Annotated in this window: 12 protein-coding genes; 9 read left to right on the top strand and 3 right to left on the bottom strand. The window is 70.3% G+C overall.

The window, feature by feature from the left end:
• Positions 1-108: 108 nt before the first annotated feature.
• Positions 109-1,059, bottom strand: a complete 951-nt coding sequence (locus LZ199_RS44565; protein WP_253999933.1) for a heme-dependent oxidative N-demethylase family protein — start codon at positions 1,057-1,059, stop codon at positions 109-111.
• Between the two features lie 211 nt (positions 1,060-1,270).
• Between LZ199_RS44565 and LZ199_RS44560 the strand changes: the two genes are divergently transcribed.
• The 6 genes from LZ199_RS44560 (at position 1,271) to LZ199_RS44535 (ending at position 8,471) form a co-directional block, all read left to right on the top strand.
• Entirely contained in the window at positions 1,271-2,809 is a 1,539-nt protein-coding gene (locus LZ199_RS44560) for a parallel beta-helix domain-containing protein (protein ID WP_253999932.1), read from the top strand.
• Positions 2,810-2,834: 25 nt separating this feature from the next.
• Positions 2,835-4,109: an SO2930 family diheme c-type cytochrome gene (locus LZ199_RS44555; RefSeq protein ID WP_253999931.1), complete on the top strand. Its 1,275-nt coding sequence runs from the start codon at positions 2,835-2,837 to the stop codon at positions 4,107-4,109.
• Positions 4,110-4,213: 104 nt separating this feature from the next.
• The gene (locus LZ199_RS44550; RefSeq protein WP_253999930.1) at positions 4,214-5,260 is read left to right on the top strand and encodes an ABC transporter substrate-binding protein; all 1,047 of its coding nucleotides are present in this window, start codon (positions 4,214-4,216) and stop codon (positions 5,258-5,260) included.
• On the top strand, positions 5,257-6,918 hold the full coding sequence (locus LZ199_RS44545) for an ABC transporter permease (RefSeq protein ID WP_253999929.1): 1,662 nt from the start codon (positions 5,257-5,259) through the stop codon (positions 6,916-6,918). The genes LZ199_RS44550 and LZ199_RS44545 overlap by 4 nt, the downstream gene beginning before the upstream one ends.
• Positions 6,918-7,952 (top strand): ABC transporter ATP-binding protein, encoded by a 1,035-nt coding sequence (locus tag LZ199_RS44540; protein WP_253999928.1) that lies wholly within the window; start codon positions 6,918-6,920, stop codon positions 7,950-7,952. Before LZ199_RS44545 ends, LZ199_RS44540 begins: the two co-directional genes overlap by 1 nt.
• Positions 7,953-8,057: 105 nt before the next feature.
• Positions 8,058-8,471, top strand: a complete 414-nt coding sequence (locus LZ199_RS44535; protein WP_253999927.1) for a hypothetical protein — start codon at positions 8,058-8,060, stop codon at positions 8,469-8,471.
• A gap of 41 nt (positions 8,472-8,512) precedes the next feature.
• Here LZ199_RS44535 and LZ199_RS44530 read toward each other — a convergent pair whose 3' ends face one another.
• A complete protein-coding gene (locus LZ199_RS44530) occupies positions 8,513-9,934 on the bottom strand; it encodes an MATE family efflux transporter (protein WP_253999926.1) in 1,422 nt (473 codons plus the stop codon).
• A gap of 283 nt (positions 9,935-10,217) precedes the next feature.
• Between LZ199_RS44530 and LZ199_RS44525 the strand changes: the two genes are divergently transcribed.
• On the top strand, positions 10,218-11,291 hold the full coding sequence (locus LZ199_RS44525; protein WP_253999925.1) for a gamma carbonic anhydrase family protein: 1,074 nt from the start codon (positions 10,218-10,220) through the stop codon (positions 11,289-11,291).
• Positions 11,292-11,368: 77 nt separating this feature from the next.
• A complete protein-coding gene (locus LZ199_RS44520) occupies positions 11,369-17,164 on the top strand; it encodes an AAA family ATPase (RefSeq protein WP_253999924.1) in 5,796 nt (1,931 codons plus the stop codon).
• Positions 17,165-17,260: 96 nt separating this feature from the next.
• Here the strand turns inward: LZ199_RS44520 and LZ199_RS44515 are convergent, their stop codons facing one another.
• Positions 17,261-19,498, bottom strand: a complete 2,238-nt coding sequence (locus LZ199_RS44515) for a M4 family metallopeptidase (RefSeq protein ID WP_253999923.1) — start codon at positions 19,496-19,498, stop codon at positions 17,261-17,263.
• A gap of 394 nt (positions 19,499-19,892) precedes the next feature.
• On the opposite strand from LZ199_RS44515, the gene LZ199_RS44510 reads away from it, so the two are divergent.
• The gene (locus LZ199_RS44510) at positions 19,893-20,927 is read left to right on the top strand and encodes a DUF2169 family type VI secretion system accessory protein (RefSeq protein ID WP_253999922.1); all 1,035 of its coding nucleotides are present in this window, start codon (positions 19,893-19,895) and stop codon (positions 20,925-20,927) included.
• The last annotated feature ends 213 nt before the right edge of the window (positions 20,928-21,140 follow it).

The raw sequence follows: 21,140 nt of genomic DNA, 5'->3' as shown, positions 1-21,140 counted from the left end.
CAGAAACGCGCGTCCATCTGCTCCGCGACACTCGCGACGACGCCTGACTTTGGAGGCCGTTCAATCAGGTGGGATATTTCTCCACCCGGCGTCTTCCAGGGGCTGGACTCAGGGTGACTCGGAGGAATCCTTCGAGGCGAAAGGAGTCTCCAGCCAGGCGAGCAGCGGCTCGCGCAAGGGGCCCAGGCGCTTGTAGCCGCTCATGTCGTCCGGGACGGTGCGCAGCACCTGGGCCAGGCGGTGGCGCCGCTCGGGCGTGGGCACCTCGCCGGCCACTGGGGCCAGGTACGTGTGGATGGTGAAGAGGATGGCACCGGACTCCGGCAGGCGGCTGAGCGTCTGGCGCTCCAGGCGCAGGAAGCAGCGCTCCCCGGCGTTCTGGGGGGTGAGGCCCTCGAAGAGGTGCGCCCACTCCGCCCGCGCGCGGGGCTCCATGCACAGCCGGTCCGTGACGGTGACGGCCCAGTTGCAGCGGGTGACGGTGCGCCCCGGCTTGAGGCCGTCCATCAACCGCAGCGTGGCGGCCCCCACCTGCTCGGCGAAGCGCGGCACCGGTGCGTGCACCTCCAACAAGGACCGGCCGAGCTTCTCGTCCAGGCTCCAGCCGGAGGGAAAGCAGAGCTGCCCCGCCACCAGCGGGAAGCCCTCGCGCGTGCCGTCCAGCACGAGCAGGTCCTCCTGCACCTGTCGGCCCACCCAGTCCAGCGGCGCCAGGGACAGGCTGTTCGCGTCCCCGGGGAGGAAGGTCTCCTCCGTGCCGAGCACCCCGTTGCGCCAGTGCCAGCGTCCGTCCTCGCCTTCGAGCCGCGTGAAGTGTCCGGGCGACTGCTCCGCCATCCGCGTCAGCAAGAGCCGCAAAACCTCCCATTGGAGCGGCTCGGTGCCTGGCAATGCCTGGAAGCGCGATGGGAGATCCTCGCGCAGCAGCGACGCCTTCAACGCCAGCTCAGCCGCATAATGCAGTGCGTCTATCTCGATGAGTATTTCACCCGCCCGCAGGGCGCGTACTCCAAGTGCCATCGCATAGGCGTCCTGCTCGAAGGGGAAGTAGGGCAGCACGTGGGACGCGTCTCCTCACCCGCGAAAAATACAGTCTTAATTCCTTCGCACATCGCACCGCGTCACGAAACCCAGGCGTGGAGGAATTCCTCACCGAACCCTTGAGGTCGGGCCTCGCGGAGACGAGGATTCGCGCATTCCCTCGCCGCGCCTCTCAGCTTCGCACTCGTCAGAGTCGAACGGGGCGCGCATTACCGCAGGAGGAAGCCTGATGAACCGTCTGCCGCTTTCGCGTGTGTCACGTGCCGTGCTCGTCGCCGCGCTGAGTCTGCTCGTCATTCCCGCCTGCTCTGACGACGCCGATGACCGGACGTTCGCGAGCCCGAACCCGGATACGGGCGAGGGTCCCGGCACGCCGGATTCGGGCACGCCGGATTCGGGCACGCCGGATTCGGGCACGCCGGACGCAGTGACCCGGTACCCCGTGGAGTTCTCATGTACCGACGCGCAGCGGACGACGGTGAGCTTCAATCCGGGTCAGGAGCAGGCGCTGCAGAACGCCGTCAATGACCTGGCGCCCTGCACCACGATTCAGCTGGGCGCGGGCACGTTCCACTTCGACAACGCGGTGACCATCCGTCAGGACGGCATCACCATCGCCGGCGCGGGCCGTGGCGCGCAGGGTGAGGGCACCGGTGGCACCGCCAGCACCGTGCTGGACTTCTCCAACGCCGCCTCCAACACCAACGGCCTGGACGTGATTGGCAAGCTGTTCACCGTGCGCGACCTGGCGCTGTGGAACGCGAAGAAGGACGCGCTGCGCGTGGAGAACTCCGCCAACGTGTTCATCCAGCGCATCCGCACGGAGTGGGCGCAGGAGAACAACGAGAACAACGGCAAGTACGGCATCTACCCGGTGAAGTCGCGCTACGTGCTCATCGAGGACAGCGAGGCGTACAACGCGGCCGACGCCGGCATCTACGTGGGCCAGACGCGCTACACCATCGTCCGCCGCAACATCGCGAAGAAGAACGTGGCGGGCATCGAAATCGAGAACACGAAGTTCGCCTACGTGGAGGGCAACACGGCCATCGACAACACCACGGGCCTGGTGGTGTTCGACTTGCCGGGCAACCCCATCAAGGGCACGGACATCCTCATCACCAAGAACATCATCACCGGGAACAACCGCCCCAACTTCGCGTCGGTGACGGCGAGCAGCAGCACGGTGTCGCAGGTGCCGGCGGGCACGGGCACGTTCATCCTGGCGTCGCGCCGGGTGGAGTTCGTGGGCAACACGTGGGGTGACAACAACACGGTGGACATCGCGGTGCTCAGCGGCTTCGCCATTGAACCCAACCCCATCCTGTGGGCGGCGGGCTTCTACAACTTCGCCAGCGCGGACGTGTACGTCCACGGCAACACCTTCACGGGCGGCAGCGGCACCAGCGTGGACAACGGCACGCCGGACCCGGCGCGTCGTCCGCTGGGCGCGCTGGTGACGGGCGTCTATGCCTACGGCAAGGCCGCGCACGGCGTGGACCGCGTGGAGCACGTGCTGTGGGATGGCATCGACCCGGCGCCGCGCAACGAGGCGGTGCCCAACGGCGTGCGCCTGTGCTTCGTCAACAACACGGTGCCTTCGACCACGAAGGCGTCCATCGTGGACCTGGACCTGCAGGCCGTGACGGCCAAGCTCATGTCGGCGGAGCCCGACGTGGCGGGTGCCTGGGCGGAGACGCGCCGTTACGACCAGGGCGCGGCGCCGTTCAACTGCACGGGCTTCAGCCCCGGGCTGGCGCTTCCCTGAGCGGCGGTTCAAGGACTGACTCGCCATGCGCGCGCCGTACATGACTCGCCTGGGCCTCGCCGCGGTGCTGCTCGCCGCGGCGGTGGCCGCCTGCTCCGGTGGGGACGACCCGCCTGGAGCCGACGGCACTCCGGACTCGGGAAACCCCACGCCGGTGGACAGCGGCACCCCCGACGCGGGTGACTCCGGCACTCCGTCCACGCCTGATTCGGGGCCGGACGCGGGTGAACCCGATGCCGGTGTGGATGCGGGGACGGACGCGGGAACGCCCGATGCCGGGCAGCCCGAGGGCACCGTCACCATCCCCAACAAGCTGTCGGAGCTGGGCCTCTTCACGGGGACTCCGGCGACCGGCGACTTCCAGCCCGTGGCGGGCAATGTCCCCTACGAGCTGACCACACCGCTGTTCTCCGACTACTCGCTCAAGTCCCGCACGCTGTACGTGCCCGCGGGCAAGGCAGCGGTGTACTCGGCGTCCGACGTGTTGGATTTGCCGGTGGGGACCATCATCACCAAGACGTTCGCGTTCCCCGCCGACTTCCGGGAGCCGGACAAGAACGTGCGCCCCCTGGAGACGCGCATCCTGGTGCGACAGCCGAACGGCTGGGAGGCGTATCCCTACGTCTGGAACGACGCGCTGACGGAGGCGGACAAGGCCGTGGGCGGCAAGGTGTTCAAGAACTTCGAGTTCATCGACGCCGAGGGCGTGGCGAAGAAGTTCGACTACCTGGTGCCCCAGCGCAACCAGTGCCAGAAGTGCCACCACGTGGTGGACGAGCAGGACAACCAGCAGCTGCTGCCCATCGGCGTGAAGGCCCGGTATCTCAACCGGGATTACGTCTATGGCGGGCAGACGCTGAACCAGCTCCAGCACCTGGCGGACCTCGGGAAGCTGACGGGGTTGCCTCCCGCCATCCAGGTTCCTCGCGCGCCGGATGCCTTCAACGTGGACGAGGCGAGCCTGGAGGTCCGGGCGCGCACGTACCTGGACATCAACTGCGCGCATTGCCACAACCCGAAGGCGCAGCCCGGCATCACCAGCCGGCTGTTCCTGGACATCAAGACGACGGACGAGTTCAGCCTGGGCCACTGCAAGCGGCCGGGCTCCGCGGGCAGCGGCGTGGGCGGTGAGTTCGACATCGTCCCCGGAGACCACGCCACGTCCATCCTCTGGTACCGCATGAACACCGAGGAGTCGGGGAAGATGATGCCGGAGATTGGCCGGGCCCTGCGCCATGACGCGGGCTCGCAGCTCATCGCCGACTGGATTGACGCCATGCCGCCTCGCACCTGCAAGTAGCGCGGGCGCGCATGTCGACGGACAGCCCCTTCCGTGCCAGCGCGGCGCGGAGGGGGCTTTCCTTTTGAGGACAGTCGCCCCGCGTGCCGCATAATCCCGGGCGAATGTCCCTTCCCGCCCTGGCCCGAGCGGCCGGCCTCGTCTTCGCGCTGGCCGTGCTCTCCTCGTGTCGCATCGAGTCCGCCGCGCCCTCCTCCGGCGCCACCCTCTCGCACGAGGGCACGCCGTCCGGCGAGGTCTGGGTCTACACGTCCATGTACCAGCACGTGCTGGACGCGCTGGAGCCGCTGCTGAAGAAGAAGCTGCCCGGCGTCACCGTGCGCTGGTACCAGGCCGGCAGCGAGAAGGTGGCCAGCCGACTGGAGGCCGAGCGCGCCGCGGGCGCCGTGCGCGCTGACATCCTCTCCGCGTCGGACCCGTTCTTCGTCGAGCGGCTCGCGCGCGAGGGCGCCTTCCTGCCCTACGCCTCACCACACGTGCTGCGCGTCCCGCGCTCGCTGCTGGATTTGGACGCGCGCCATGCCTCCATCCGCGTGTCCACCATGGTGCTGGTGCACCGCGAGGACTCGCCGCCGCCGCCCACGTCCTTCGCGGCGCTGGTGGACGGGACGTGGACGGGGCGCGTGGCCATCGGCGACCCGCTCACGTCGGGCACCGCCTTCACGTGGGCGGTGTTCTGTCGGACGAAGCATGGCGAGGGGTACTTCACCGGCCTGCGCGAGCGCGGCGCCATCGTCGCGGGAGGCAACGCGGCGGTGCTCCAGAAGGTGGAGAGCGGCGAGGCGGACGCGGGCGTGCTGCTGCTGGAGAACGCGCTGACGGCCCGCTCGCGCGGCAGCCGGATTCGGGTGGTCTGGCCCACCGACGGCGCCGTCACCATCCCCGGGCCGGTGGCCCTCTTCGCGACGACGCCCAACCCCGTGGCGGCGAAGGCGGTGGTGGACGTGCTGCTGTCTCCGGAGGGCCAGCGCCTCATCGTCGAGAAGGGTGACATGCACGCGGTGGACCCCCGACTCCCGGGCCCGGGAGGTGAGCCCGGCGTGGACACCCTGCTGACGCGCACGCAGCCGTGGACGCCCGCGCTGATGGAGGAGGGCCTCGCGCGCGGCGGCGTCATCAAGGAAGCCTTCAGCCGGGCCTTCTCGCGATGAGCACGTCGGCGCGGTGGCTCGGGTTGTTCGCGTGGCTTGTGCCCCTGGTCCTCTTCGCGGTGGGCCCGGTGGTGCTGCTGCTCGCGCGCGGCGCGGGGGCCCCGGGGGAGCTGGGCTGGGAGTGGCTGGCGTCGGAGTCGGGCGCGCTGGGCAACACGCTGGCCATCTCCGGAGGCGCGGCGGTGCTCGCACTCGCGCTGGGCACACCCCTGTCGCTGTTGCTGTTCCGCACGGACCTGCCGCTGCGCGGGGCGTTCACCGTGCTCTTCACCCTGCCCTCCGCGATTCCCGCGTTCATCTGGGGCATGGGCTGGCTGTCATTGGCCAGTCCCCGCGCGGGCTATCTCAACCGGCTCCTGGGAGAAGGCACGCTCGACATCCATGGCCCGGTGGGCATCGCCTTCGTGGAGGGACTGTCCGGCCTGCCGCTGGTGCTGTTGGCGGGCGCCGCGGCGCTGCGACGCGTGGACCCGGCGCTGGAGGAGGCCGCGCGCGTGTGCGGCGCCTCGCCCGCGCGAGCCCTGCTGACGACGACGGTGCCGCTGGTGCTCCCGTCGCTCCTGTCCGGCGCGGTGATGGTGTTCCTGATGGCGGCGTCCTCCTTCGGCGTGCCGTACCTGCTGGGCGTGTCCGCGTCTCCGCCCACGCGCGTGCTCACCACGCGCATCTATGAGCTCGTCCTGCTCGGCGACGAGGGCCTGGGCCGGGCCTCCGCGCTCGCGCTCGCGCTGCTCCTGCTCACGCCCCTGTCCCTGCTGGCCACGTGGGCCCTGGGCCGCTCCGGCCGCGTGCGCCTGAGCACCGGCAAGGGACTGGCCTCGCGCCCGCTCACCCTGGGCCGCGCGCGCGTCTGGGTCACCGGGGGCGTGGCGGGCACGTGCGCGCTGCTGGTGCTGCTGCCCCTGGCCGCCATCCTGCTCACGTCGCTCCAGCGCAGCTTCGGCGCGAACCTCACGTGGGAGGAGTTGACGCTCTCGCACTGGTCCGGCGTGTTGCTGGAGCCACGCACCCTGCGCGCCACGGGGCTGAGCCTCCTGCTGGCGGCGGGTGCCGGCGTCCTCGTCTGTGGTTTGGGATTGGCGGCGGCGCTGCTCCAGCGGACCTTCCGTCGCCTGGGTGCCGGCGTGGAGGCCGTTGCCGTATGGCCCTATGCGGTGCCGGGCACGGTGCTGGCCCTGGCGCTGCTGCTCGCCTTCTCGCGCGACTGGCGCTTCATCCTGCTGGACAAGGTGGCCTTCGTGCTGGCGCTGGCGCACACGCCGTGGCTGCTGCTCATCGCGTACGCGGCGAAGTACCTGGCCCTGGGGACGCGCAACAGCTCGGAGGCGCTGGCGCAGCTGGACCCGTCGCTGACGGAGGCGGCGCGCATCAGCGGCGCGGGCCCGCTGCGGGCCTTCGTCGATGTGACCCTGCCGCTCCTGCGGCCCGCGCTCACCGTGGCCTTCATCCTGGCCTTCCTCTCGTGCGCGACGGAAATCACCATGTCCGTGTTGCTGGTGCCCGCGGGCTCGGAGGTGCTGGGCAAGCTGCTGTTCGACTTGCAGAGCTACGCGGACCCGGCGGCGGCGGCGGTGCTCGCGTGCGCGTTCGTCGCATTGGTGGTGCTGGGGCAGGCGGTGCTCGCGCTGGTGGCCCGGCGCGCGGCGGAGGTTCGGTGATGGCGGCGATTTCGTTGGAGGGGTTGTTCAAGTCCTACGGCGCCACGCCCGTGGTGCGCGGCCTGAGCCTGGAGGTCCGCGAAGGCGAGCTCGTCTCGCTGCTGGGCCCGTCCGGCTGCGGCAAGACGACGACGCTGCGGATGCTCGCGGGCCTGGAGCATCCCGACACGGGTGTCATCCGCATCGGCGGAGAGATGGTGGCGGGGCCGGGCGTGCGCGTGCCTCCCGAGCAGCGCGGCCTGGGCATGGTGTTCCAGGGCTATGCCGTCTGGCCCCACCGCTCGGTGGAGGAGAACGTGGCCTATCCGCTGACGCTGCGGCGCATGCCGAAGGCGGAGGTGGCCGAGAAGGTGCGCGAGGCCCTGCGCTGGGTCCGTCTGGAGGCACTGGCGACGCGCAGACCTCATGAGCTGTCGGGCGGCCAGCTCCAGCGCGTGGCCCTGGCGCGCGCGCTCGTCGCGGGCCCTCGCGTGCTGCTCTTGGACGAGCCGCTCTCCAACCTGGACGCGGCGCTGCGCGAGGAGCTGCGCGCGGAGCTGGCGGCCCTGCGCGCGCGGCTGGGCACCACGCTCGTCTTCGTCACGCATGACCAGGGCGAGGCGCTCGCGCTGTCGGACCGCATCGCGGTGATGAACCAGGGCGTGCTCGAGCAGGTGGACGCGCCCGAGACGCTGTACCGCGAGCCTGCCACGCCCTTCGTCGCGGGCTTCGTCGGCGGCGCGAATGTCCTCACCGGCGAGGTGCGCGAGGGCGCCTTCCACACCGCCCGGAGCGGCACCCTGTTCCAGCTCCCGGCCGACACGCTCGCTCGCCCTGGGCCCGCCACCCTCGTCGTCCGCCCCGAGGACCTGGCGCTGGGCGAGCAGGGAACCTCGCTGCCCCTCTCCGCTCGCCTGTTCCTCGGACACGCCACCGAGTACCGCTTCCCCGTCGACGGCACCCTGCTGCGCGTGGTGGCGCCGCCACTCGAAGTGCGGCCGGGCCAGACACTCAAAGTCCAACTGCGCAAGGCGCGCCTGTTCTCCGTCGGCTGAGAGTTCGAGAGTCCACGCGGGAAGCGGCCTGGATGATTCCGGACTCATTGCCTGGAGAAGAGGCTCCGACAAAAATCCAGGGTCCCCCCGGTACTTGGAGTCACCGTGTCACGTCACGCCACCCTGCTCGCGCTCCTCGCGCTGTCCCTCGGTCTGTCCGCCTGCACGGAGGAGGATGTCTGTACCGAGATTTCCACCTGCGGACCCTGCGCGAGCGAGTACGTCGCCAATTCCTGCAAGTGGTGCCCGTCCGACAGCACCTGCTCCTCCTACGGTGAAGGCAGCTCGTGCTCGTATTCGGAGCTGAAGGACGACGCGGACGAGTGCGGTGGCACTTCCAGCGCGTGCACCCGCCCGTACTCGGGCCCCTCGGCGGACCCGCAGTCCTCCGCCTTCTGCCAGGCCGCGTACCACTACGGCTGCCAGGGCGACACGGGGAAGCGCAATGACAACTGCCGCGTGTACGCGCAGTTCCAGGCGGACAACCCGGGCATGCCGACCTGCCCCTACTGCCCCTGAAGCTGAGTCGCCTCGCCAGGTGGCGCGCCCGGGAGCTTTCGCTACACCTGGCGGAGCTTCCAGGTGCCTCGCCGGAAGAGCACGGCGGAGACGATGGCCAGCATGGAGAAGGCCACCGTGAGGGCCAGGAAGACGCCCGAGGGCCCCATGCCCCCGGGCCCCGACAGCACCCACGCCAGCGGCAGCTCCAACATCCAGAAACAGAAGATGTTGATGAGGGTGGGCGTGGCGGTGTCTCCCGCACCGTTGAAGGACTGCGTCAGCACCATGCCGAAGGCGTAGAAGAGGAAGCCCGTGCTGATGATGCGCAGCGCGTGCGACGCGTGGTCCACCACCGCCGCGTCAGGCGAGAAGCTGCTTGTCAGCGGCCGGGCGAACACGAAGAACAAGAGCCCCAGCGAGCCCAGGAAGACGGCGTTGATGGCGCCCGCCGTCCACACCGCGCGCTCACCGCGCTCCGGCTGCTTCGCGCCCAGGCTCTGTCCCACCAGCGTGGCCGCCGCGTTGGCCAGGCCCCATGAGGGCAACAGCGCGAAGAGGACGATGCGCATGGCGATGGTGTAGCCCGCCACCGCCGCGCTGCCGAACGTCGCGACGATGCGCGCCAGCACCACCCAGCTGGAGGTGTTCACCAGCGACTGCGCCGTGCCCGCGCCGGACAGCCGCAGCATGGCCAGCATCGTCCCCGGCTCCAGCCGCAGGTGCTCGCGGCGCACCTGGAGCCGCCCGCTGCCGCGCGCCAGCCGGTAGAGCTGGTACACCACGCCGCAGCTGCGGCCGAACGTCGTGGCGACCGCCGCGCCCATGACGCCCAGCTCGGGGAAGGGCCCCACGCCGAAGATGAGCATGGGCGCCAGGACGATGTTGATGGCGTTGGCCAGCCACAGCACGCGCATGGCGATGGCCGCGTCGCCCGCGCCCCGGAAGATGGCGTTGATGAGGAACAGGAGCAGCACGCTGCCCATGCCGCCGAGCATCACCTGGGTGTAGCGCACGCCCTGCTCCAGCACCCACGGCGAGCCGCCCATCAGCCCCATCAGCGGCCGTGCGAAGACGACGCCCGCCACCGAGATGGGGATGGCCAGGAGCGCCCCCAGGCCTATCGCCTGCACCGCCGTGCGCGCGGCGCGCTCCGGGTCCTTCTCACCGATGCGGCGCGACACCAGCGCGGTGGCGCCGATGCTCAGCCCCGCGGCCGCGGCGTAGATGATGGTGAGCAGCGACTCCGTCAGGCCCACCGTCGCGACGGCATCCGCGCCCAGCCGCCCGACGAAGAAGACGTCCACCACGGCGAAGATGGACTCCATCACCATCTCCAGCACCATGGGGACCGCGAGCAGGAAGATGGCGCGCTTCACCGGCAGGCCCGTGAGGTCCCGCTCCGTGCCGTGCATGGCTTCCTTCAGCGACGCCCAGAATCCCACGGCGGGTCCCGACGACGACGGCACTTCCACCTCCGACATTTCCAGCCTCCAAAGCCGCCCCGAAACCCGCGTCCTTCTGGCAGGTAGGAGTCGCCCCGTCCAGGACGCGGGCCCGCGCCAGCGGCTGACCTGGGAGCCCGGCGAGGCGCGGAGGTCCGTGGAGCAACCGGGCAGGTGTGCGCCTGTACTTCATGCCAGGACAGATGTGCGTGGACGCCTTCCGCCCCGTACCGGAGACGGAGTCCCGAGGGGCTTGCCGTCCTGCCTCCAACATCCATCCAGCGCCGCCGGGCCGTCCTTCCGTCGCGAGCCGAGGTGTAGCTTGGGCTCACTCATGGTGACGAGCTTCTCGCGTGTAACGGCCCCCTCCGAACCCAGCCAGGGCGCCGCGCATTTCCGTCTGGCCAGCAGTGCCCGCGTGCTGGGACGCGTGCACCTGGGACCGGGGGTCCACGTCGCGCAAGGCGCGGTGGTGTGCTCTCCGGAAGGCGCGGTTCAACTGGGCGCGGGCTCGTCGGTCCGAGAGAACGCCGTGGTCATCGGCTCGGCCCGACTCCCCGTCGCGGTGGGAGAGAAGACGGCGCTGGGCCCCCGGAGCCTCGTGCTCGGCGCGTCCGCGGGCCACCTGTGCGACGTGGGCGCGGGCGCCATCCTCATGCCCGGCGCGCAGCTGGGAGACCGCTGCCTGGTGGCGGATGGCACGCTGGTGCCCTCCGGCATGTGGGTGCCCTCCGATTCCGTCGTCGTGGGTCGGCCCGCGCGCGTCGTGCGCCGCGTCGACACCGAGGATTTGGAGCGCCTGCGCACCGCTCGCGGCGGCACGCTCACGCTGCCTGAACAACCCCTCACTCCCTTCTTCGCGAGAGATCGCGCCGAGGATGCCCCCATGGGTCAGCTGTATTCCTTCCGGGACAAGCACCCGCTCGTCCACCCCAGCGCCACCTTGTTCTCCTCCTGCGAGGTGACGGGCGACGTGCTCATCGGCCCGGGCGCCATCATCGGCCCCGGCGTGAGAATCGTGGGCGAGTCCCACGTCCCGCTGCGCATCGGCGCGGGCGTGCGCATCCACGCCAACGCGGTGGTGCACCTGCAGCCGGGCGGCTCGCTCGTCATCGAGGACGGGGTGTTCATCGGGCCGGGCTGTCTGGTGCACGCCTGCTTCGTCGGCGCGGGGACGGTGGTGGAGCCGGGCGCCATCCTCTGCGACCGAAGCCGCCTGGGCCGGGGCTGCATGGTGGGCGCGGGCAGCCTGGTGCGCGCGGGGACGCTCTTCCCGGACGCGGCGCAGGTGGATGGCTTTCCCGCGGTGCAGACGGGCTTCCTCTCCGCGCTGCCACCCGCGCCCGTCTGGGCGCTGCGGCCCGAGGACCTGCCGGAGCTGCGGCGCGTGAGCTGAGCACTCCCGGCGAGCCGTGCGAGGCCCCGGCGGGCCGCACGTCACCGCGCGTGCCGTGAAGCCCCTCCGTCCAAATCGTGAAGACAGCGGCGAGCCGCGCGTGGCGGGGCCGCTCGGGCCCGGATGCGCGGCGCCGGACGGAGGGTTTTCACGGCGAGGGCACGATGTGGCAGGCGCCGGGCACCGAAGGGCTTCAGGAAATCCATCGCGGGCGTCGGTACGTCGTCCTGCGGACGTGGGGGCAGGACGGCAAGCCCCTGGTCATCAAGCAGATTCGCCGGGGGCCGCTCGCCGCGGGCTCCGAGCCCATGCTGCGCCATGAAGAGGCGCTCCTGCGCGAGCTGCGGGACGTGGTGCCCGACATCTCCCGCGTCGTCTCGCTCGCCGAGGAGCCCTCGCAGCCACTCGCCCTGGTGCTGGAGGACGCGGGACCGCACAACCTGCAGGAGTGGCTGCGGCGCAAGCCGGTGGGGTTGGACGTCTTCATGGAGCTGGCGCTCCAGCTCGCGGGCATCCTCTCCCGCCTGCACCAGCAGCACGTCATCCACCGCGACCTCAACCCCACCAACCTGGTGATGAGCGCCACCGGCCATCGCCTCACGCTCATCGACTTCGACCTGGCCACGCGCGTCTCCGGGCTCACGCCCTCCGGGGACATGCCGGGCGAGCTGCAGTGGGCCCTGCCCTACATCGCCCCGGAGCAGACGGGGCGGATGAACCGCCTCATCGACCACCGCGCCGACCTCTACTCGCTGGGCGCGACGTTCTACGAGCTGCTCACCGGCCTGCCGCCCTTCACGTCCGCGGACCCCGTGGAGCTGGTCCACGCGCACCTGGCCCGGCCGCCCGCGCCTCCCGCGCTCGCCAACCCCGCCGTCCCGGCCGTCGTCTCCAACATCGTCCTCAAGCTGCTCGCGAAGATGCCCGAGGAGCGCTACCAGAGCGCCGACTCCCTCCTCGCGGACCTCCAGGAGGTCCGCCGTCGCCACGGCACGGACCTGCCGGGTGACTTCGAGCTGGGGCGGCTGGACCTGGCCCGTCAGCTCACCTTCCCGGAGCGGCTGTATGGCCGAGCGCCACAGCAGGTGGAGCTGCGCGCGGCGCGAGAGCGGGTGCGCCAGGGCACCAGCGAGCTGCTCCTGCTGCCGGGCGCGGCGGGCATCGGCAAGTCCGCGCTGGTCCACGAGCTGGCGCGCGACGCGGCGCGCGGCGACCGCCTGCTCACCGGCAAGTTCAACCAGCTCCAGGGCACCGTGCCCTACTCCGCCTTCGTCCAGGCCTTCCAGGGCCTGCTGCGCGAGCTGATGGAGGAGGCCCCCGACGCGCGCGACATCTGGCGTCAGCGCCTGCTCGGCGCCCTGGGTCCCCACGCGCGCGTCATCAGCGACGTCATCCCCGCGCTGGAGGAGCTGCTGGGCCCGCAGCCCCTGCCACCCAGGCTGGGGCCGGTGGAGGCCTCCGCGCGCTTCCACCTCCTCTTCCAGTCCTTCGTGCAGGCGCTGGCCACACCCCGACACGTCCTCATCGTCTTCCTGGATGACCTGCAGTGGGCGGACCCCGGCTCGCTCCAGCTCCTCAAGAGCCTGTGCGGAGACCCCGGCTCGCTCCACGTCCTCTTCATCGGCGCGTGGCGCTCCCAGGAGGTCGGCCCCGAGCAACCGCTGTCGCGCCTGCTGCGCACGCTCGAGGAGCAGGGCGCGATTCCCTCTCACACCTTCGAGCTGCCGCCGCTGGACGTCGACGCCATCTCCGCGCTGTGCGCCGACACCTTCCGCCGCGAGCCCGCGGAGGTGGCGCCTCTGGCCGAGCTGCTCCTGGCCAAGACGGCGGGCAACCCCCTCTTCCTCACGCGGCTCTTGCGCCTGCTTCACTCGTCCGGACTCCTGAGCTTCGATTTGGAGCACGGCACGTGGACGTGGGAGCTGGAGCGGCTGCGCGGCGTGGAGGTGACGGAGAACGTGGTGGAGCTGATGCTCGCCGCCATCCGTCGGCTGCCGGAGCGGGCGCAGGACGTGCTGGAGGTCGCCGCCTGTCTGGGAGACCGGGTGGAGCTGAGCCTCTTGTCCGCCCTGGTCCAGTCGAGCACCGAGGACACCGCGTCCGCCCTGTGGAGCCTCTTGCGCGAAGGGCTGCTCATCCCGGAGAACGAGCCGCAGGGCCCCCGCGCCCGGACGGACGAAGTCACCACGCCAGGGGCCGCGTACCGCTTCGCGCATGACCGCGTCCGCCAGGCCGCGTACTCGCTGCTCACCGAGGACCAGCGCGAGTCCCTGCACCTGGCGGCGGGACGGGAGCTGTTGCGCGGGGCGCGGGGCGACGTGCTCGAGGAGCGCCTGTTCGCGGTGGTGGACCAGCTGTCGCTCGGCGTGCGCAAGCTGGGCAGCACCCAGGAGCGCCAGTCGCTGGCGGAGCTGCTCTTCCGCGCGGGGCTCAAGGCCAAGGAGGCCTCCGCCTTCGGCGCGGCGCTGGTGTACCTCACGCGCGGCCTGTCCCTGCTCCCCCCCGAGGACTGGGGCCGGCAGCACGAACGAATCTTCCAGGTCCACAAGGAGGCCGCGGAGTGCGCCTACCTGTCCGGCAACGGCAAGCTGGCCGAGGCGCTGCTCCAGACCGCGCACGAGCACGCCGCCTCCGCCCCGCGCAAGGTGGACCTGTACGTCCTCCAGGTGCTGGCCCTGCTGATGAACGGCCACTACGCGGAGGCCCTGCGCGCGGGCCGGGAGGGCCTGCTCCTCTTCGGACTGGAGCTGCCCGAGTATGGCCATGCCCAGGCGCTCGCGGCCGAGCGGGAGCGCGTGGAGCACCTGCTGCGCGGGCGCGCGGTGGAGGAGCTGCTGGACGCTCCGTCGATAGATGACCCGCGCCACCTGGCGTGCGTGCAGCTCCTGTCCGAGCTCGTCACGCCCGCCTTCTTCGTGGACCCGAACCTCTTCTCCTATCTCAACACCCTCGCGCTCGAGCTCACGCTGGAGCACGGCAACTCGCGCTGGGCCCCGTCCGTGTATGCCTGTCAGGGATTGATGCTCGCCAGCGAGGGCAATCCCACGGCCGCCTATTCCTGGTGCCATCTGGCGGTGGCGCTGGCGCGGCGGATGGGGGATGCGCGTCAGGAGTGCCGGGCCCTCATCACGCTGACGCTCAACATCAACCACTGGCGCGCGCCCCTGCGCACCAGCCTGTCGCTCCTGCGCCGCGCCGTGACGACAGGCCTTGCCAGCGGCGACCTCCAGTTCACCAGCTACGCGCTCTCCTCCGTCGTCTCCACCGAGCTGGCCATGGGCACGGAGCTGGTGCGCGTGCTGGGCTCCATCGACACCAGCCTGTCCTTCGCCCGTCGCGCGGGCGTCCAGGTGATAGCGGACGTGTCCACCCTCACCCGTCAGGCCATCCGCGCGCTCCAGGGCCGCACCCACCAGCTCGCCCGGCTGGAGGACGACGACTTCAACGAGCGGGACTTCATCGCCTCCGGGCAGGCGGCGCAGACCAGCATCTACCTGCACGCCCTCTTGAGGCTGCTGGTGGCGTACGTGCTGGGTGACTTCGACGAGGCGCTGCGGATGTCGCGCGAGGCCCTGCCCTACGAGCACTTCGCGCAGGGCTCCTTCCGCAACGTCGACTTCAACCTGCTCACGTCGCTGACGCTGGCGGCGCGCGCCACCCGGCTGCCCGCGGAGAAGGACGCGATGCTGGGATTGATGAACGACAACCAGCGGCGGCTCGGCGCCTGGGCCCGGACGTGCCCGGAGAACTTCCGCCACAAGCACCAGCTCGTCGCGGCCGAGATGGCCCGCCTGGAGGGGCGACACCTGGAGGCCATGCCCCTGTACGACAGCGCCATCGACGGCGCCCACACCCAGGGCTTCCTGCAGGACGAAGCCCTGGCGAACGAGCTGGCGGGCAGGTTCCACCAGCACCTGCACCACAAGCGCTTCGCCACGCTGCACCTGCGCGCGGCCCTGGACTGCTACACGCGCTGGGGCGCGCAGGCCAAGGTGGCGCTCCTGGAGGAGGAGTTCCCGGAGCTGAAGTCCCTGGTGGACCGCCCCTGGAGCGAGCCGGGCGTCACGCAGACGAGCCCCGATGCACCCGGCGCGTCGCTGGACCTGCTCACGCTGCTCAAGGCATCGGAGACGCTGGTGGGCGAGGTGGTGCTGGACCGGCTCCTGGAGAAGCTGATGGCGGTGTGCTTCGAGGCGGCGGGCGCCACCCGGGGCGCGCTCGTCCTGGACGAAGCCGGCGCCCTGCGCGTGAGCGCCGTCGGCGCCATCTCCGAGCCCGTCAGCCTGGAGCGCACGCTCCTCTCCCACGCCAGCCAGGTGCCGACAAGCTTGCTGGAGCACGCCTTCCGCACCGGGGAGACGCTGGTGCTGGCGGACGCCGCGCACCAGGGCCGCTTCACCCGCGACGCCTACGTCGTCCGGCGCGCCGTGAAGTCCGCGCTGGCCATCCCCATCCAACGCCACGGCAAGTCGGTGGGCGTGCTCTACCTGGAGAACGATTTGGCCACCCGGGCCTTCACCCCGGAGCGCGTGGGGGTGCTGCGCACGTTGTCGTCGCAAATCGCCATCTCCTTGGAGAACAGCCGCCTGTTCGAGCAGCTCCACGTAGAGGTGCAGGAGCGCCGCCGCGCGGAGCGGGCCCTGCGCTTCCTGGCGGACTCCGGGCTCGTGCTCGCCGAGTCGCTCGATTTGGAGCAGACGCTCGGCAAGGCGATGAGGCTGGTGGTCCCCTTCCTCGCGGACTGGTGCATGCTCACCGTCGTCGAGCGGGGCGACACGCTGCGCACGCTGGCGGTGGCCCATGTGGACCCGGCGAAGGAGACCCTCCTCCACGAGCTGCTGGAGCAGTACCCCATCGACTGGACGTCTCCACCCGCCATCATCCACGCGCTGCGCACGGGCCAGCCCTTCCTGCGCGCGGAAGTCACCGACTTCATGCTGCACGAGCACGGCCACGGCCCCGAGTACGTCGAGCGCCTGCGCGAACTGGGCTCACGGGCCGCCATGCACGTGCCGCTCATCGCCGGAGGCAAGACGCTGGGCGTCGCGACGTTCATCTCCGACACGCCCGGGCGTCGCTACAACGAGGTGGACCTGGGGCTGGCGCAGGAGCTGTCCCGCCGCGTCGCCGCCAGCATCGACAACGCCCGCCTCTACCGCGAGTCCCAGGATGCCATCCGCCTGCGCGACGAGTTCCTCAGTGTCGCCTCCCACGAGCTCAACACGCCGCTGACCTCCCTGCGCCTCATGGTGCAGACGCTGCTGCGGCACACGCCCCAGGGGCTGCCGCCCATCGCCATCCGCGGCCTGCGGACCCTCGACAGCCAGAGCCTGAAGCTGGCCACGCTCGTGGAGGAGATGCTCGACATCTCCCGGCTCCAGGCGGGACGGCTGGACCTGCACCTGTCGCGCGTCGACCTGAGGGAGGTCATCGACTCCGTCACCCGCCGGCTTCAAGAGCCCCTGGAGCGCGCCGGCTGCGAGCTGCGACTCGATATCGAGGGAGGGCCCATGGTGGGCCGCTGGGACGCGGCGCGGCTGCGGCAGGTGCTCGTCCACCTCCTGTCCAACGCCCTCAAGTTCGGCCCGGGCAAGCCCATCACCCTTCGCGCGCGGGTCGACGCGGACGTGGTGCGCGTGAGCGTCCAGGACCAGGGCATCGGCATCGCCGCGGACCGGCTCGCCCACATCTTCGAGCGCTTCGAGCGGGCCGTCTCCGTGCGCGCCTACGGCGGGCTGGGACTGGGGCTCCACCTGGTGCGGGAGGTCGTCACGGCGCTCGGAGGCACCCTCCACGTGGAGAGCACGCCCGGCGAGGGCAGCACCTTCACCGTGGAGCTGCGCACGTCGGGTCCGGCTGACGCGTCCGCGTGAGCGGAGCGAGACCTGTCCCCCCCCAAAAGACAACACCCGGGTGGCCGCGATGGGCCCCCGGGTGCTTGCTTCAGTCCAGCGATGTGACGTGAAGGACTAGTACACGCCCTTCAGCGTGAGGCCGGTGTAGGCCGAGTAGCCACGCACCATCACGTAGTAGGTGCCCGACGTCGTGTTGGTCAGGGCGCACGTCTCGGCGTTGCCCGACAGGTACGGACGGCAGTTGTAGGTGGTGGTGGTGGGGGCCGCGCCGAACCGGACGTACAGGTCCGCGTCGCCCGTGCCACCGCTGGTGGTGAACGTCACCCGGGTGTTGGCGGGGACCGCCATCGTGTAGTTCGCGGCGGAGGAGGCGGCGCCGGACAGGCCCGTCACCGGCACGTTGTTCTGCAGCACGTTGCCCGTGGGGCCGCTCGTGGTGAACGAGCCCGTCAGCGTCGCGCCGGAGTAGTTGGCGTACGCGCTGATGAGCACGTGGTAGGTGCCCGCCTGGGCGGTGGTGATGGTGCACGTCTCCGCGTTGCTGCTGCTCTCCGACTTGCAGTCGTAGGTGGAGGAGCTGGGCTGCGAGCCGAACCGGACGTACAGGTCCGCGTCGCCCGAGCCACCGGCGAGGGTGAACTTGAGATTCGTGGCGCCGGCCGGGACGACCAGGCTGTAGAACTTCTGGTTGCCCGTGCTGCCGGACAGGCCCGTGACAGGCGTGCCGTTGGTCAGCGGGGTGGACGGCTGGGGCGGAACCGTGATGCCCACGCCCACCGCTTCCCACGCGGCCTTCACGGCATCCTGCGTGGCCTGGTCATAGCCGAGGTCCGCGGCGGCCTGGATGGTCCACGTCTTCGCCTGCGCGAAGGTGGTGGAGGCCGTGTAGATGTCGGTGTTGGCCTTGTACCAGATGCGGGCGGCCTTCTCGACGCCGATGGCCGGCACGTTGATGGTGGAGCGGTTGCGCGGGTGGAGGCCACCCTTGGAGAGCAGCGCGAACGCCAGGTTGGGGATGCCCGAGCTGTAGTGCACGTCCGTGCCGGAGGTGAAGTCGGAGGCGTAGTCCAGCGAGGCGCCGTCCTTCTTCGGGTCATCCATGTAGCGCAGGGCGTCGTTCGCCGTGCCCGGCGTCCACACGTCCTCGCCAATCATCCAGATGGCGGCCGCGGTGCTCCAGGTGCCGGAGGCCCGGCTCTCGCAGATGGCGGAGAAGGTGTCCGACATCGCCTCGTTCAGACCGCCGGACTGGCCGGAGTACGTGAGGTTGGACTCGTTCTCCGTCACGGCGTGGGTCAGCTCGTGGACGGTGACGTCCGCGTCCTTGCCCAGCTCGATGGAGTTCACGCCGTCGCCGTCGCCGTACACCATCTGGGTGCCGTCCCAGTACGCGTTCACGTAGTTGTTGCCGTAGTGAACGGTGCTGATGAGCGTGGCGCCCGCGTTGTTGATGGAGTCGCGGCCGAACAGCGCCTGGTAGCAGTTGTACGTGTACCCGAGCTGGTCGTAGTTCATGTCAACGTGGGCGTCGCCGATGGCGGCCTGGCCCTCGCTGCGCTTCAGGGTACCCGGGGTGCTGCTGCCGTTGTTGGCCGAGTACACGCGGCGGTTGAGCGCCGAGTGGATGCGCGGGTGACGCGCCACCACGCCGGCCTGGCCGCGGGCGTCGACGAACACGTCGTCCACCAGGGGGATGCCCTCCACCTGGGTGCCGACGACGCGCACCTGCCAGGCGAGGAAGAGCTGCTCGTTTTCGTCACGCACGTAGACGAGCTTGGGCTCGCCCTCGGTGGTGATGCCGCTGCCGGCCGTCGCGTTCGCCGCCGCACGGGCCGCCAGGGCGCCGTCCACGCGGGGAACCGCGGACAGGCTCTTGCCGCCACGCGCGGAGCTGTTGGCCGCGTACACCTGGCCGTCGGCGCGAACGTGCAGGATGAGCTCGCCGTTCACCACTTCCAGGCCGTTCAACGTCTGCTTGTAGCGCAGGTGCTGGTTGCCCTGGGCGTCGGTGCGGGCCTTGCTGAGGAACATGTCGTCCGCGCTCAGGCGGAACACCGGGGCGATGTTCGCCAGGGCGGGAGCCGCCGCGAAGGCCGCGTGGCCCACGGACAGCGCGGACAGCGTCCGCTCGACCTTGCCCAGCTCACCCACCACCGTGGAGGGGATGCCATCCGCGTAGACGTCCAGCACGCCCGCGTTCGGCAGCTTCCCGAGCGAGCCCTGGATGTCTCCTTCGGACTTCGCGTCAGGAGCCTTCGTCTCTCCTCCCGTGGACTCCACGCCGCACGCCGTGAGCGCTACTCCCAGCCAGGCCGCGCCAATCGTCTTCAGGACTCGATGAGCCAAACGCACTACCTCCGGTAAAAGACCGGATATTCGTGACACACCTGGAATCAGGATTTCAAATACAAAATGACGAATTCATGTTTCGTTATATTTCACAACCTGTTTCGTAAAGCACATTTACGTGTTTTTCCTTGCTGAGCAAGAAACGGCCAGACTCGGTGCGGGGTGAAAACTCACAGGGAGAATCAGGCGGTAGAAGTCGACCCAGACTGAAACACGGTGGACCCTGTCAGGAATTCAAACGTTCCTTGAGAGGAATTGCTGGCGCGGGAATGAGCCCATGTGACGACTGCTCAGCGCGCCCTGGAACGGGGCCTCCTCGCGAAGCGGGGGCGCCTGCTACAGTGACATACCTGTCCGGCGCAAGGGCTTTCCGCCCGGTGCCTGGGGGGCGCGTGCCATGGGGCATCCCACCGTCGAGAACGAGACGCCGTTCGCCCTGGACTGGATGGGGCTGTGCGACGAGGAGGGGCGCCCGCTGCTCCTGCTGGTGGCGAAAGCGACCTATGCGCTGGGCGAGGCGGGACTCTCCTTGGTGAAGGAGCAGCCGAAGGTGAGCTGGCAGGGGGAGCCCTGGGGCGCGCCGGGGGAGTCCAGCTACCGGTATGAGGTGGAGGGCGCGTTCATCAAGCCGGCCACGGACGTGGTGCTGCTGGGGCATGCGTGCGCGCAGCGCAAGGGCGACACGGAGGTGTTGGTGGCGCTGCAGGTGGGGCCGCTGAAGAAGGCGGTGCGGGTGCTGGGGGAGCGCACGTGGTTCCGGAGCCTGGGGCGGGTGGCGGCGACGAAGCCGCTGCCGTTTGAACGGATTGCCTTGCTGTGGGAGCGGGCCTTCGGTGGGTGGGACAGGACGGACAAGGAGAGGCCCGCCTTCGAGCCGCGCAACCCGGTGGGCACGGGCTTTCGCGCCAGCGCGAGGCACTTCGAGGAGGGGTTGAGGCTGCCCAACCTGGAGGACCCGGCGGAGCCGCTGCGCGAGTGGGGCCAGCGGGTGACGCCGGTGGGGTTCGGCTTCACGTCACCGGACTGGCAGCCTCGGGCGAGGTACGCGGGGACGTATGACGAGGCGTGGAGCAAGACGCGCAAGCCGCTGTTGCCCAAGGACTTCGACCGGCGCTTCTTCAACGCGGCGGCGCCGGGGCTCGTGGCGCCGGGGTACTTGAAGGGAGACGAGGCGGTCATCATCGCCGGCGCGTCGCCGAAGGGGCGGCTGGCCTTCTCGCTGCCAGGTCAGGCGCCTCCCGTCGTCACCGTGGAGCTGGCGGGCACGGAGGACGCGAAGCCTCCCATGCGCCTGGATACCGTCATCCTGGACGCGGACGCGGGACAGGTGACGCTGCTGTGGCGCGGGCATGTCCTGTTGGGAGATGGCCTGCACGACGTGCGGGGTGTGCACGTCATGGCGGAAGGTGTGTCGAAGCAGGAACAGGACTGAGGAGAGACCATGGCCGACAGTGATCATCTCGCGGACTGGGCGGAGAACGAGCACAAGACCGCTCCCAAGGAAGCAGGCTGCCTGTGGGTAACCGTTCAGGGGTGGTGTTGAGGCCGTCGTCGCGGTGTGCAACCCGTGGCGGATGCAAACGAAACCCACTGCGACGCTGGAATCGAAGATTGAACGACTGGTCCACGAGCACCTGGTGGAGCA

It is taken from the genome of Myxococcus qinghaiensis, assembly GCF_024198215.1.
Classification (GTDB): Bacteria; Myxococcota; Myxococcia; order Myxococcales; family Myxococcaceae; genus Myxococcus; species Myxococcus qinghaiensis.
The sequence above is the reverse complement of the archived record's forward strand: the minus strand, read 5'-3'. Positions and strand labels throughout refer to the sequence as shown.